Genomic DNA, 14,008 nt, shown 5'->3' with positions numbered 1-14,008 from the left:
TTTTAAATCAAAAGTAAAGAAAAATTAAGAACACAGTTTAATTTTGAAGGCCAGTTCTTAAAGGCATAAACTTTCGCTTAAATTCAACAACAAGAGCACCTCCACGAATAAGCATCCAAACTGTAAAGGCAATCCATATTCCTGAGAGGCCTAGGTTTAAGTATTTAGTTATAAAAAGTGTTGGAATAAAACCTAAAAATGTAGCAATAAGTAACGTGTTTCTTAAGTATTTCATCTCACCTAAACCTTTAAACACACCGTCAAAAATAAAAGCAAAAGAATTAATAGGTAAACCAATAATTACAATAAAAAATATACCATAAAAAGTTTGTAAAACTGGTATGTCATTAGAGAAAATAGAGCCAATAGGCTTATAAAATATGAAACCTAAAATCATTAAGGTTATACTAACAATAAGCCCATAAGTCATAATTTTTTTTGTGAGAACATATAAGTCATTATAATTTTTTTCACCTAAAAGCCTGCCTGATATACTATTGCCTGCAGCGGAATAACCATCAATAAAAAAGGCAGAAAATAGCCAAATGTTTATGGCGATAGTATGGGCGCCAATATATTGTTCGCCAAGTGCAGTGGCTTCTCTTACAGCTAAAATTAGAGCTGTGTTTAAGGCTATTGCTCTAACAAATAAATGTAGGCTCATAATTACTAACCTCTTCAGTTCAGAATGAAAAGGCATTACTAGCTTTAAACTAATATCTGTTTTAGTAACTAATAATATGAATGCTAAAATAGCCATAATTGCTTGTGCAATTAAACTAGCCCAACCAGCACCTTCTAAATACATTGGGTTTATAAAACCTTCAATACCATATACAAAAGCAAGGTCTAAAAATACATTTACTAGGGCGCCAACTATAGCTATTAACATAGGGTAAAATGTGTTTTGTAGGCCTCTAAAAATTCCCATTATGGCAAAAGTGAATAAGGTTAAAGGAAAACCCCATACTCTAATAGAGTAATAAGAAATACAGTAGTCTAAAATTTTACCTGAAGCATTTAGCAAGCGAAATATATCATCAATTATAAAAATGGTAGAAAGGAGTATTATAATACTTAAACTAATATTTAAAAAAATGGCTTGTGCGGGCAATGTTTTTACATCATTAATTCTTCCTGCACCTACGTATTGAGATATTATAGTGGAAATAGCACTTCTAGTTTGTCCTAAAACCCAAATTAACATTGATAAAAAAGAACCTACAATACCAGCAGCAGCTAACGACTCAATACCATCAACATCAATATTACCAACAATAGCTGTATCAGTTATAGATAGCAAAGGCTCTGCTATGCCAGCAATGGTAGCTGGTATGGCTAGTTTATTTATGTTTTTAAATGTTATTGGGTTGTTCAATATGGTTTATTTCAATAGTAATTCGTAACAAAAAAAAGGATGCTTACTTTGTTTTGGAAAATAGATAGCATCTAATTTTTGGTAATCTCTTGCTTCATAAAATCTCATATTTCGAGTATTTTGGCCAAAGGTATCTAACCTTATAGAATCAAAATTATTTTGTTTGGCAAAATTTTCAGCAAAGTCCATCATTTTTTGAGCAAAGCCTTTCCCTTGATAATCAGGCGAAACAGAAAGCCTATGAATGTAAACAGAATTTTCTTCAGTTGTTAACCACTTAATAGGGTTATACTCTTCATCTTTTAAGGTGGAAATAACGATGGTTCCAATTATTTTTGCATCAACTTCTAACACATATAATTCGTTTCTTTTGATGTCTTTTTCAAAAGCCTTTTTAGAAGGGTAATGTTCGTTCCATTGGTATATTCCTTTTTCTTGCATGTACAAAGCGCAAGCCTTTGTTATGGACAGTATTTCAGGAATTTCTGATATCTTTGCAATTCGCATTATTTATTTTTTAATCGTAAATTTAAAAGATAATCTTTAATCTTAATTATGAAAAACATATTAGTCCCTATTGGTACTTCGCCAGATTCTCATGAAATGCTACAATATGCTGTAGATTTTGCAATTCAATTTTCATCTGAAATATATGTAATGGATGTTATTAATATAACATCTAAAACAGGAAATTTGGGTAATATATCTGAAAAAATAGAAGAAACTAGCATTGAAAGAATCAAGCAAATTATTGAAAAGGTTGATGCTAAAAATGCAATTATAAAAATAGCAACATATAATGGTGATATTGTAAGCGGATTAAAAGATATAGATAAAGAATTAGGAATAGATTTAATTATTTTATCACCAAGAAGCAATGATATTCAGCAGGAGCAATTGTATTTAGGTAATACATCTGGTAGAATAATTAAGCAAACAAATATACCGAGTTTGTTGGTGCCAAAAGGAATGGTCTTTAAACCCTATAGTTCTATTTTAACAGCTTTTAAATCAGGCGTTTTAAAGCGTAATCGTATTTTAGATCCGTTGGTTGAGATAAAAGGGAAATTTAATTCAAAAGTTAACCTGTTATTAGTTAAAACACCAGGTTATACAGATGACGATTTAAAGATTAATACAGCTTTAATGGATATTAGTTCTCAATTAACAATTACAGAAAATGCTACGACCTACTTAGGTGTAACAGAAAATTTTCAAGCACAACATCCAGATTTACTTTGTGTGTTTAGAAGAAAAAGAGGCTTCTTTAAAAAACTTTGGGAAAAAAATACAATTTCTAAATCAGAATTTTTTGCACCAGTACCAGTTTTAGTACTGAGTGTTAAAAAAGATTAGATATAAATTTTTAGGGGGATTAGCTCAGCTGGCTAGAGCGCTTGCCTGGCAGGCAAGAGGTCACCGGTTCGACTCCGGTATTCTCCACGAAACCATCACATTTAGTGGTGGTTTTTTATTTTGTAGCGCTTCTTATTTACTCTGATGCTTCATGGGTTTAATTTGTTATTTTTGTTAGGGGAGGCATAAATAGCATATGAGAAGACACCTTGGAATCGCAATTTTACTTTTAGTCTGTTCAATTTCATGCAATCAAATAGAAAAAAAACCTATTGATTCGGTAAATGAGATGGATGTAGTTACCACTCCTTCTAGTTTATACACCGATTTAGATGGCAATCCTATTTCTTTGAATGATTATAAAGGCAAGAAAATTTTACTAAATTTTTGGGCAACATGGTGTAGCCCTTGTATTGAGGAAATGCCTTCTCTGGAGCGCGCCATGACACAATTGAAAGATGATAATTTTGTCTTTCTTTTAGCTACCGATGAGTCTGTCGAAACCATAAACAATTTCAAAGCTCACAACAATGTTAAACTTAATTTTATACGTTACACTGGTGCCCTATCGCAATTAAAAATATATGCGCTACCAGCCACTTTTATTTATAACGAGCAAGGAGAGGAAGTCTCGGTAATTAGCGGAGCAACTGAGTGGGACTCCCCAGAAATGATTTTGAAACTAAAGAATAGCAATTAAATGAAGTCTATAAATTTCATAACCGTAAGCATAGTTCTAGCATTATTTGTCTCGTGTACGTCTAAAAAGAAGGAGCAAGTACCAGCAAAAAAAAATGTAGTGTTTGTACACCCTTTGGCATTTCCTGGCGGCACAGAAACATCATTACCACATTTATTTTCAAACACGGAACAAACCATACTCTCTTGGGTAAAAAGTATCAATGATTCTGTAACGCAACTTAATTACTCCTATTTAAAAGATGGCAAATGGGAGCAGCCTAAGGAAATTATATCAGGTAAGGATTGGTTTGTAAATTGGGCAGATTATCCAACCATTACAGGGAATAATGGTAATCTCCTTGCACATTACCTTAAAAAATCTTCTAAAGAAACTTTTGCATATGACATCAAATTAAATGTTTTACCGCAGGATGTCTCAAAATGGCAAACACAGAAGGAATTACATACCGATAATACAAAAACAGAACATGGTTTTGTAACGGCTTTGCCCTATCAAGAGGATTCATTTTTTATCACTTGGCTAGACGGGAGAAATACAATGTCTGATGCCGCTGATGCGCATGCGGGTCACGGAGAGACTATGGCTATTAGAGCAGCTGAGGTTTCTTCTGAAGGTACCGTTAGTGAAGAAATGCTTCTAGATCCTAAAACCTGTAGCTGTTGCCAAACTACTGCGGCAATTACGGCTAATGGTCCTATTGTTTTATATAGAGACCGTACTGATGAAGAGATTAGAGATATAGCCATTACAAGACGCGTAGATGGAAAATGGACAACTCCTAAATTTATTCATAAGGATGGATGGGAAATAAAAGGCTGTCCTGTTAACGGACCTAAGGTAGATGCTATTGAAAATAATGTTGTAGTTGCTTGGTTTACGGCAGTAAATGGGAAACCAAAAGTGCAGTTAGTTTTTTCTAAAAACGGAGGCGAAGATTTTTTAGAGCCTATTTTAATAAGCAATAAGGAAACTTTGGGTAGGGTAGATGTTGAAATGCTAAACCCTGATACTGCTATTGTAAGTTGGATGGAAACAATTGCGAAAACAACCTACTTAAAGGCGATGAAAGTAACTAAAGATGGGATGCAATCTACGCCAATTTCTATAAGTGTAATGGGCGACTCTCGAAACACTGGGTTTCCTCAAATGGAAAGAGTAGGCGACAAAATGTATTTTGCGTGGACTGTTCATGATGCTAAAATATCAAGTATAAAAACAGCATACGTTCCCTTAAATATATTCTAATAAACCATGATTTAAGGTATAAAAAAATAACGGAGCATCGCTGCGGTTTTCATTATGAACCAAAATAGAAGTCAATAACCTAAAATTTGCTCCATTCTTGAAGCTGCAATTTCACTTGCGTGATAATTTAACTTTCCTACATTTACTACAGTGTTAATATGACCTATTAAACGGCATCAGTTCTATTTTAGTCATAGATGATATGGCTCTCTAATGCAAGTTCTCGTCTTCTTTCTTCTGCAATATGCACTTTAAATGCTGTACGTATTTTTGTAGCTTTTTACGTGTTAAAATTTACAATAACCTAAAGATGTTAACGTTTAAATAATTATAAAATGTAATTATTGATCCTTTGTGGCGTCTAATACTAAAATCTCTTATGGAGATAAATGAATTTGAAGTGTCGCATAAGGTAACTTAAGAAAACACTTTAGATGCAAGTCACGGCAATTATTTCTAATTTTGTAATTAGCTTAAAATCAGTAACTATTGAAAACACTTACTACTTATTGGTTTCTACAAGATTTTAATCTTTTTGAAAAATTAGGAATGTCCACAATGATGGAAATGTGCGATTTGTTAGAGATGGAAAATATTGATAAGGGGCAAACTATACAAATTGGTACCCGCAATAAGAAGTGTGTTTTCTTTTTAAAAAAAGGCGCAGTTAAAATCATGGACACCACTAATAATACAACAAAGTACATCGTTAAAAATGGTAATATTTTTGGAGAACTTTCATTATTTAATCTTGAAGCGGCTTCTAAAGAAGTGGCGCAAACGCTTGAGGATTCTATCATTTGCTATATAGAATCTGATACGATGGAAAGACTTATAGAAAAGCATAGTTCATTAAAAAATAGAATTCTTAAGATTTACGGATTACGAATTCAAAAATTAGAAAACAGATTAGAGAACCTTTTATTTAAGGGCAGTAAAACAAGAATAGAAGATTTTATTGAATCATACATAAAAGAATTTGGAGTAGTTAAGGAGCATAAAATTGAAGCTAAAAACCTACTATCTCATAAAGATATTGCAAACCTGACCAATACTTCTCGACAAACAGTAAACAATGTGTTAAGCACTTTGCGTAAAGAGAAAAAAATATTTTATGATTCAAAATACATTTCGATCCTACATCGAAATATACCTGAAAATTAAATAAGCGATTAAAACAACCAACTAGACCATATCATTTATGAGTACCATTACAACCATTAAAACCCTAGGGTACCTAGGATTATTAGGAGCCCTATTCGTGGGGGCAGGAGAATACTTACTGCATTATTCACCCAATATTTTAGGACATGCAAAAGACTATGAGTTTTTTGCGTTTGTAAGCCTAGAGCATATGACACTTGGGCATTTTTTAGCAGTCATAGGACTTCCATTCTATTTTGCAGGCTATATTCATATTTATTTAATGTTGAGATCTGGTAGTGAAACACTCGCTAAACTTACGCTTGGCTTAGGTTTTATTGCCTTTGCAGTAGGGGGTATTTGGATTGGTTCCAGAGCAACAATAGGGAATATTGTGCACTTAAAAGAAGCTATCTCTCCAGAAGTTTATAAAAACCTAATAGCGCATTATACCAATCATGCAGAGATATTAGTACAGGCATTACGCGTAGTAATAGCCCTATTATCCATCACTTTTGTGAGTGCTATTTTAAAAGGAGGTACCTACTATAAAAAATGGATGGCCATTTTTAATCCGATACTTATTTTAATAGTCATAGCGCTTAGTGGCTTAGCAATACCATCTATAGGGCAGCATACCTTACCTATTTTAATGAATATCACGCATTTTATACTTTTTAGCCTATCAATTTATCAACTAAACAATTTTATAAAACCATTACATCATGATTAAAAAGATTTTAAAAGTACTAGGCATCGCTTTAGTATTAATGATAGGGGTCGTCCTTTTTCGTTTCTGGAAAGATTCCGTTTCTGACAAATACGATGTTAGTATAGCCGCAGAGAAAATTCCAAAATTTAAGAGTATTCCTTTAGATTTCACCCATCAATATAGGGGTGATAAATCATTACCTATAGCACCATCGGCACTTATTGATATTGATAATGATAATATTGATGAAGTATTTTTTGGTGGAGGAATGGATCAAGAAGATGCGATCTATGCCTATAGAGATCATGCATTTGTTTTAATTTCTGAAGAAGTTGGCTTAGCTAAAAAAGGAAATACAACGACTACATTAGGAGCTATATCTGCCGATATGGATAATAATGGATTTTCAGACTTAGTCCTAGGTCGTGAAGATGGTCTGTATATTTATTATAATACAGATGGTATTTTTACCATTAAGAAGATTGCTACTCCCATCAACCAGAAATCTACGCCTGCAGGGATTACCGTGGGCGATATTGATAAAGATGGCGATTTAGATATTTTCCTGTCTACCTACCTTAAAAAAGAATTAATGGAAGGGCAGAATATTTTTGAACGTTATGACTATGGAGCTACGAGTGAGCTTTTATTGAACAACGGAGATAATACTTTTGCTAGCATTACCAAACAAGCAGGATTAGATTATATACATAATACCTTTCAAGGTGTTCTTGTAGACATTGATAATGATTCTTGGTTAGACTTGGTGGTGGTTCATGATACCGGAGAGGCTAGAACGTATAAGAATAATGGTGATTTAACATTCACCATGAAAGAGAACCCTTTAACAAAGAAATTTGCTTACCCTATGGGCTTGGCAGTCGGGGATTATAATAATGACGGTCTTGTAGATTTTATGTTTTCTAATGTAGGTACTACAGCACCAGACTTTATGGCGAGTGGTGATATTAAAAATAAAGAACTGTTTACAGATAAATGGATTCTTTTTAAAAATGAAGGTAATTTTAAGTTTACAGATGCAGCAGAAGATGCTAAGATTGCTGGGTATGAGTTTTCATGGGGATGCACATTTGCGGATATGAATAATGACGGACTTCAAGATTTAATTGTAGCAGAAAATTATGTTGATTTTCCATTTAGTAAACTGTTTAAACTACCAGGAAGATTTTTAGTGCAGAAAGAAGATCACACTTTTGTGCCTACCGAAAAGGAAAGTGGTGTTGAGAATCCTTTTTATGGGATAACCGCTTTAGTAAGTGATTTTAATAAGGATGGGTATTTAGATTTAATTTGGACCAATATAGATGGGCCAGCTTTTGCTTATCTTAACGAAGGTGGTAATAACAATTATATTCAAATTAATTTATTAGAAAATGCAGAAACTATGGGGGCAAAAGTCACTGTAGAAACTCCAACGAAAAAACTAACAGATTGGTTGGTTACGGGAGAAGGGCTTGCTAGCGATCAAACTGCGTTATTAAATTTTGGGTTAGGAGAAGAAACTACGGTGAATAAAATTACAATCCAATATTCCAATGGTAAAGTAGATGAGCTTTTTAACTCTAAGGTAAATACCATAGTAGACGTTGAAAAAGAAAAATTGCTAGCAATGAAAATGATGTTAAAAGATTCTATAACTCAATAATATGAAAAATCTTTTAAAATCAGTTTTTAATAAAAGACCAGATGCATTTGATGAAACCCCAGCATCAGTATGTCCTAATTGTTGGGGAGACCAAGAATATGGCAACATTATCCGTAAAAAATATAAAGACATTCAAATAGAAGTCAATAATAAAGAACGTAAACATGCTTTTATTCAAAACTTTATCGTTACAAATTTAAGTGGTATAAGATTAAAAAGTACGGTTAATGGGTTAGAATGTCCGACATGTCAATTACGTTCTAATGATTAGTATTTATAGAGTAATTCTAGTCTTACTCATTTTTGGAACTATAGGAGTGGGAGGGCTTGTAATAGAAGAAGTGCAGACAGGAAACGGTTGCCCTAAAATAGGAATAATACCTGCATGCTTTATAGTCTTATTTTGTTTTTTAGTTCCTCTTGTGGCACATTTAAAAAAGAAATGGAATATACTCTATTTCCTTTTTACAGGCTTAGCTTTTGTAATTGCAATAATCGCTTCAGTGATGCAATATTTAGGGCATAGTGAGTGCCCTAAAACAGATGGGGGTTTACCTATGTGTTATTTGTCTTTTGCAATTTTTTCATTATTAATTACGCTTAAAATTATTCAGATTAAAAAATAATAAATTAATAAACTAACGGTTCAAAAATGAAAACTTTTAAATTACTCAACCTTTTGTTGCCTCTAACAGCGGTACTAAGCTCAAGCTTAGTTTTTTCACAAGAAATAGAAAAAACTATTTACATGACTGGTAACACTTCAGATATAACAAATACTCATGTCCTTAGTCAAATAGCCTTAGCTGCAAAATCTGCAGAAAACCCTATGCTACTTTTATTGGGTAACGAAGCTCCTAAAGAAAATTATGAATCATCACTTAATGAGCAGCTCTTAATTGTAAATGATTTTAAGAAAGAAGCTATATTCATAAGCGGTGGTCAAGAATGGTCAAAAGAAGGCTATAAACGTTTAAAAGATATTGAAAAACATATAAAAAAAAATAGTAAAGCTAAGTTTTATCCTGATAATGATGAGCCTATAGATTCCTATGACATTTCTGAAAATGTGGTATTAATTACCGTAGATTCTCAGTGGTATTTAGAAGATTGGAACCAGAATGTGTATATCAATGAAGATGCTGAAATTAAGAATAGGAACTTATTCTTTTTAGAATTCGAAAACCGAATAAAAAAAGCACAAGGAAAAATAATTCTTATAGCAATTCACCATCCTATAGAAACAAATACAAGACAAGGGTTATTGGCTAATACAGGGGGTTTTAACGTTAATGATTTCCAGAATGCAGAATATAGAAGTTTAAGACAACGTCTAAAAACTATAGCTAGAGGTGCTGATGATGTTATTTTTCTATCGGGTCTTGGTAAAAATTTGCAATACCTTAATACTTCGGTTCCTCAGATTATTAGTGGAGCAGCAGGAGACTTAGAAGCAGTAAAAAAAGAAGATGATGGGCAGTTTGCATTAGCAAAAAATGGTTATGCACGTTTAGATATTGGCGTGAACGGAAAAGTTGTAGTACATTTTTTTACACTTGAAAACGGGATGCCAGAAAAAGCTTTTTCAACAACTATTTTAAAAGGCGGGGCGCAAGATGAGGTTGAAGTTTCTCCAATCAAAAATAATTTTCCTTCTAAAAAATCTGCAGCGGTGTATACCAAAGAAGAAACTACTAAAAGTGGCGTATATAAGGCACTTTGGGGAAATCATTACCGAGAATATTATGGTAAGGAAGTAAACGTACCTGTAGTGCTTTTAGATACTCTAAAAGGCGGACTAACACCTGTTAAACGTGGTGGTGGGCAACAATCAAAATCACTTAGATTAGAAGATAAAAACGGACAGCAGTTTGTAATGCGTGCATTAAAAAAGAGCACTATTAAATTTTTACAAGCCAATGCTTTTCAAGACACTTATATTGGAGATGCTTTAGATGATACAGTTGTCGATAAATTTCTTTCTGATTTCTATACGACTTCGCACCCTTATACTCCTTTTGCTATTGGAGATTTATCAGATGCTGTAGGTGTTTTTCATACCAATCCTGAGCTGTATTATATTCCTAAACAAAAAACTTTAGCAGAGTTTAATGATGATTTTGGTGATGAACTCTATATGATAGAAGAGCATGTAGGAGATACACAATTAGCATCAGAATCTTTTGGTACACCTGTTAAAATTTTAAGTACTGCTGATGTTTTACAAGAAATCCATAAATCAGGTAAATCTGTTGTAGATGAACCTTCTTATATTAAAGCACGTCTTTTCGATATGCTTTTAGGAGATTGGGACAGACATGAAGATCAATGGCGTTGGGCACTTTTTAAAAACGATGATGGTACAGAATATTGTAAGCCTATTCCAAGAGATCGAGATCAAGCTTTTTCAAAGTATGACGGTGCGCTTATAAGTTTTTTAACTAGAGCAATACCAGGTTTGCGTAAAATGCAAACTTATGATGATGATTTAAGAAGCGTAAAGTGGTTTGCATCATCTCCATACCATTTAGATTTAACATTGATCAATGCTTCTGGTTGGGAAGAATGGGAAAAGCAGGCAAAAGCAATACAAGAAAGTCTTTCTGATGCAGCTATAGAAAAGGCATTTGAAAATATACCAGCAGAAATTAAAGGGGCTACAATAGATGATATAAAAGAGAAGCTAAAAGGAAGACGTGAAAATCTTTTAAAAATTGCTAATGCATATTATTTGTATTTAAATAAATTTGAGGTAGTTACAGGAACACAAAAATCAGACGATTTTAAAATTACTAGATTACCAGATGGTCAAACAAACATAAGAATAGATCGTAAGGATTTAGGAATTCTAAACCGTACTTTTTCTAGAGATGTTACTAAAGAAATATGGATATATGGTCTTGATGGTAGTGATACATTTGTAGTAGAAGGTGAAGGAGATCATCTTGTAAATATAAAAATAATTGGAGGGAAGAAGAATGACACCTACGATTTTAAAAACACCAAAAAAGTAAAGTTATACGATTATAAGAGTAAGGAAAATACAATCGTCAATAAAAAATCTAAAAAATGGCTTGTAGATGATTATAGTATTAATAACTACGATCACAAGAAAGTAAAATATAGTTTTGATCAATTATTACCCATAATTGCTGTCAATCCAGATGATGGTCTTAAGATTGGTGTACTTAGTAATCATGCTTATTATGGTTTGCAAAGAAACCCATTTACGTATAAACACAGTATTAATGCAGCTTATTACACAAGTACCTCAGGTTTTGATGTTTCGTATAAAGGAGAATTTTCTAACATTTTTAAGCATTGGAATTTTGGAATAGAAGGTTTGTATACAAGTCCAAATTTTGCTGAGAATTTCTTTGGGTTTGGTAATGAAACAGAGTATGATAAAGATGTTAATGATTTAGATTTTAATAGAGTTAGAATTCGTAAGTGGAATGCTGCTATCTCTTTAAATTGGAGAGGAGCAAATGGAGGGTATTTTCAGTTTAAACCTCTTGTAGAATCATTTGATGTTGAAAATACAGAAGATCGTTTTGTTTCAGACTTTTCAGCAGACAACTCAATTTTTCAGCATCAAATTTATGGTGGAGCAGAGGCTACTTATAATTATGAAAATAAGGATAGCGCAGCCTTCCCTACCTTAGGTTTAAATATGGGCTTAACTGCAGGGTATAAAACAAATATTGATGATACCACAGCAGATAATAGCTTTGGGTATCTAAAACCAGAATTAGCAATAAGCCATAAACTTACAAGAAGTGGCAGCCTAGTTTTGGCTACCAAATTAGGAGGTGAAGTTATTTTAGGTGATGATTTTGAATTTTATCACGGTGCTAGATTAGGAGGTAATAATAGCCTTAGAGGATTTAGAAATGAACGTTTTACAGGTAAACAATCTTTTTATCAGAATACAGATTTAAGAATACCATTAGGAGGTTTAAAAACAAGTGTAATTCCTATTCGTTTTGGAGTAACAGGAAGTTTTGACTATGGCCGTGTTTGGACAAGTGACGATAACTCTAATGTTTGGCATAACTCCGCTGGAGGTTCTTTATGGGTAGTTGGAGCAGAAGCTTTAACGGCTAATCTTGGATATTTTAATAGTACAGATGGTGGTAGAATTGTCTTTGTACTCGGATTCTCATTTTAATACTAAAAACCAATATACATATGAAAAAACCAATTGTTATTGCGCAAGTAAAATCATTAGAAAACAAAAAACCGGCTCATGCTTTAGTTAATGGTCTTGATTTGGTCATTGTTAAGTTTGATGATGTGATATCAGTACTTTACGGAAGATGTTTGCATCGAGGAGCATTAATGTCTGATGGGCATATTGATGGTCATAATCTTATCTGTGGAGTTCATGGTTGGGATTATCGATATGATACAGGTGTTTCTGAATATAATAATAATGAAGTGCTGCATAAGTTTACAACAAAAGTTGAAAATGGAGACCTTTTCGTAGATGAAGTAGAAATTGATACCTATTTAGAAAAACACGCACAACCTTTTAATCGGGAAGAATATTTAGGAGCTTACGCAGATACGCACCCTGAAGAAACAGAACCTTATACAGGGTATATAAAAGAATTGGCAAAAAACGGATTAAAAAATCTTGGACATCATGGTTTCTCTGCGTCTATGGGGGTAGATAGAAATACACTTCCAAAATGGAGTGATATTCAGTTTTTACCGGCACAATTAGCAAGTCGCCCTTTGTTAGATGAAGATGAGGTAGCTACTAAAGTAGTGATCGGTCCTAATGCAAAAAAACCTTTAAGCTTAGACATTCCTTTATTTGTAAGTGATATGAGTTTTGGTGCATTGTCACGAGAAGCAAAAATTGCATTATCAAAAGGAGCAGAACTTGCGGGTACAGGTATTTGCTCAGGAGAAGGCGGAATGCTTCCTAAAGAGCAAGAAAATAACAGTAAATATTTTTATGAGCTTGCTTCTGCACAGTTTGGCTTTTCTTGGGATAAATTAGATCATGTACAAGCGTTTCACTTTAAAGGCGGACAAGGGGCTAAAACAGGAACAGGAGGTCATTTACCAGGAAGCAAAGTAAGTAAAGAAATAGCAGAGGTAAGAGGTTTAAAAGAGGGTGAAACAGCAATTTCCCCAGCAACTTTTCCAGATTTTCATGGGGTGAAAGATTTTAAGGCCTTTGCAGATAAAGTAAGAGCGCATACAGGCGGAATTCCAATAGGATTTAAGATAGCAGCAAGCCATATAGAAAAAGACATCCAATTTGCCTTAGATGTGGGAGTAGATTATATTATTCTTGATGGTCGTGGTGGAGGTACAGGCTCTGCTCCTACCATTTTACGAGACAATATAAATGTACCAACTATTGCAGCTTTGGCAAGAGCACGTAAATATTTAGATAAAGTAAATGCTACTGGGGTAACCTTAATAATTACAGGCGGACTGCGAATTGCAGAAGATTATGGAAAAGCATTAATGTTAGGAGCAGATGCTGTTGCAGTTTCTAATGCTGCACTACAAGCCATTGGTTGTTTAGGTATGAGGGCCTGTGGGAGCAATAACTGCCCAGTAGGAATAGCAACTCAAAAAGAATCTTTAAGAAGCCGATTAATTATAGATGCTTCAGCGAAACAATTGCATAATTATTTTGATGCAACCAATAATCTAATCAAAGTAATTGCAAGAGCATGTGGTTATGATGATATCTCTAAATTTAATCAGGAAGACTTATCAACCTTTAATAGAGAAATGCACCATTTAACAGGAATACCTTATGCAGGAACTAATCTTTAA

General features: G+C 33.4%; 12 protein-coding genes and 1 tRNA gene. 11 read left to right on the top strand and 2 right to left on the bottom strand.

Features of this window, described 5'->3' with window-relative positions; translation table 11 throughout:
• Nucleotides 1-37: 37 nt before the first annotated feature.
• Nucleotides 38-1,378, bottom strand: a complete 1,341-nt coding sequence (locus H0I23_RS13655) for an MATE family efflux transporter (RefSeq protein WP_216783851.1) — start codon at nucleotides 1,376-1,378, stop codon at nucleotides 38-40.
• A gap of 6 nt (nucleotides 1,379-1,384) precedes the next feature.
• Nucleotides 1,385-1,885, bottom strand: a complete 501-nt coding sequence (locus tag H0I23_RS13650; protein ID WP_371736635.1) for a GNAT family N-acetyltransferase — start codon at nucleotides 1,883-1,885, stop codon at nucleotides 1,385-1,387.
• A 48-nt stretch (nucleotides 1,886-1,933) separates the two neighbouring features.
• On the opposite strand from H0I23_RS13650, the gene H0I23_RS13645 reads away from it, so the two are divergent.
• From H0I23_RS13645 to H0I23_RS13595, 11 genes are all read left to right on the top strand, one after another.
• Entirely contained in the window at nucleotides 1,934-2,734 is an 801-nt protein-coding gene (locus H0I23_RS13645; protein WP_216783850.1) for a universal stress protein, read from the top strand.
• Between the two features lie 13 nt (nucleotides 2,735-2,747).
• Nucleotides 2,748-2,821, top strand: a tRNA-Ala gene (locus H0I23_RS13640).
• A gap of 109 nt (nucleotides 2,822-2,930) precedes the next feature.
• Entirely contained in the window at nucleotides 2,931-3,434 is a 504-nt protein-coding gene (locus H0I23_RS13635; RefSeq protein ID WP_216783849.1) for a TlpA disulfide reductase family protein, read from the top strand.
• Entirely contained in the window at nucleotides 3,435-4,682 is a 1,248-nt protein-coding gene (locus tag H0I23_RS13630) for a hypothetical protein (protein ID WP_216783848.1), read from the top strand.
• A 489-nt stretch (nucleotides 4,683-5,171) separates the two neighbouring features.
• Nucleotides 5,172-5,846 carry a Crp/Fnr family transcriptional regulator gene (locus H0I23_RS13625; protein ID WP_216783847.1) on the top strand — a complete coding sequence of 225 codons (675 nt, stop codon included), beginning with the start codon at nucleotides 5,172-5,174 and terminating at the stop codon, nucleotides 5,844-5,846.
• A gap of 37 nt (nucleotides 5,847-5,883) precedes the next feature.
• Nucleotides 5,884-6,558 (top strand): DUF6796 family protein, encoded by a 675-nt coding sequence (locus H0I23_RS13620; protein WP_216783846.1) that lies wholly within the window; start codon nucleotides 5,884-5,886, stop codon nucleotides 6,556-6,558.
• Nucleotides 6,551-8,203: a CRTAC1 family protein gene (locus H0I23_RS13615; protein ID WP_254073609.1), complete on the top strand. Its 1,653-nt coding sequence runs from the start codon at nucleotides 6,551-6,553 to the stop codon at nucleotides 8,201-8,203. Before H0I23_RS13620 ends, H0I23_RS13615 begins: the two co-directional genes overlap by 8 nt.
• A 1-nt stretch (nucleotide 8,204) precedes the next feature.
• Entirely contained in the window at nucleotides 8,205-8,474 is a 270-nt protein-coding gene (locus H0I23_RS13610; RefSeq protein ID WP_216783845.1) for a hypothetical protein, read from the top strand.
• Entirely contained in the window at nucleotides 8,467-8,829 is a 363-nt protein-coding gene (locus H0I23_RS13605) for a hypothetical protein (RefSeq protein ID WP_216783844.1), read from the top strand. Before H0I23_RS13610 ends, H0I23_RS13605 begins: the two co-directional genes overlap by 8 nt.
• A gap of 26 nt (nucleotides 8,830-8,855) precedes the next feature.
• Nucleotides 8,856-12,374: an outer membrane protein assembly factor gene (locus tag H0I23_RS13600; RefSeq protein WP_216783843.1), complete on the top strand. Its 3,519-nt coding sequence runs from the start codon at nucleotides 8,856-8,858 to the stop codon at nucleotides 12,372-12,374.
• Between the two features lie 20 nt (nucleotides 12,375-12,394).
• Entirely contained in the window at nucleotides 12,395-14,008 is a 1,614-nt protein-coding gene (locus H0I23_RS13595) for a glutamate synthase-related protein (protein WP_216783842.1), read from the top strand.

Origin of the sequence: Cellulophaga sp. HaHaR_3_176 (assembly GCF_019021925.1) — a bacterium.
In the GTDB taxonomy this organism is placed as follows: Bacteria; Bacteroidota; Bacteroidia; order Flavobacteriales; family Flavobacteriaceae; genus Cellulophaga.
The sequence above is the reverse complement of the archived record's forward strand: the minus strand, read 5'-3'. Positions and strand labels throughout refer to the sequence as shown.

Coding starts and splice junctions, on each gene's coding strand:
- H0I23_RS13650 (WP_371736635.1), bottom strand. CDS start 1,885: ATGCGAATTGCAAAGATATCAGAAATTCCTGAAATACTGTCCATAACA.
- H0I23_RS13645 (WP_216783850.1), top strand. CDS start 1,934: ATGAAAAACATATTAGTCCCTATTGGTACTTCGCCAGATTCTCATGAA.
- H0I23_RS13635 (WP_216783849.1), top strand. CDS start 2,931: ATGAGAAGACACCTTGGAATCGCAATTTTACTTTTAGTCTGTTCAATT.
- H0I23_RS13630 (WP_216783848.1), top strand. CDS start 3,435: ATGAAGTCTATAAATTTCATAACCGTAAGCATAGTTCTAGCATTATTT.
- H0I23_RS13620 (WP_216783846.1), top strand. CDS start 5,884: ATGAGTACCATTACAACCATTAAAACCCTAGGGTACCTAGGATTATTA.
- H0I23_RS13615 (WP_254073609.1), top strand. CDS start 6,551: ATGATTAAAAAGATTTTAAAAGTACTAGGCATCGCTTTAGTATTAATG.
- H0I23_RS13610 (WP_216783845.1), top strand. CDS start 8,205: ATGAAAAATCTTTTAAAATCAGTTTTTAATAAAAGACCAGATGCATTT.
- H0I23_RS13605 (WP_216783844.1), top strand. CDS start 8,467: ATGATTAGTATTTATAGAGTAATTCTAGTCTTACTCATTTTTGGAACT.
- H0I23_RS13600 (WP_216783843.1), top strand. CDS start 8,856: ATGAAAACTTTTAAATTACTCAACCTTTTGTTGCCTCTAACAGCGGTA.
- H0I23_RS13595 (WP_216783842.1), top strand. CDS start 12,395: ATGAAAAAACCAATTGTTATTGCGCAAGTAAAATCATTAGAAAACAAA.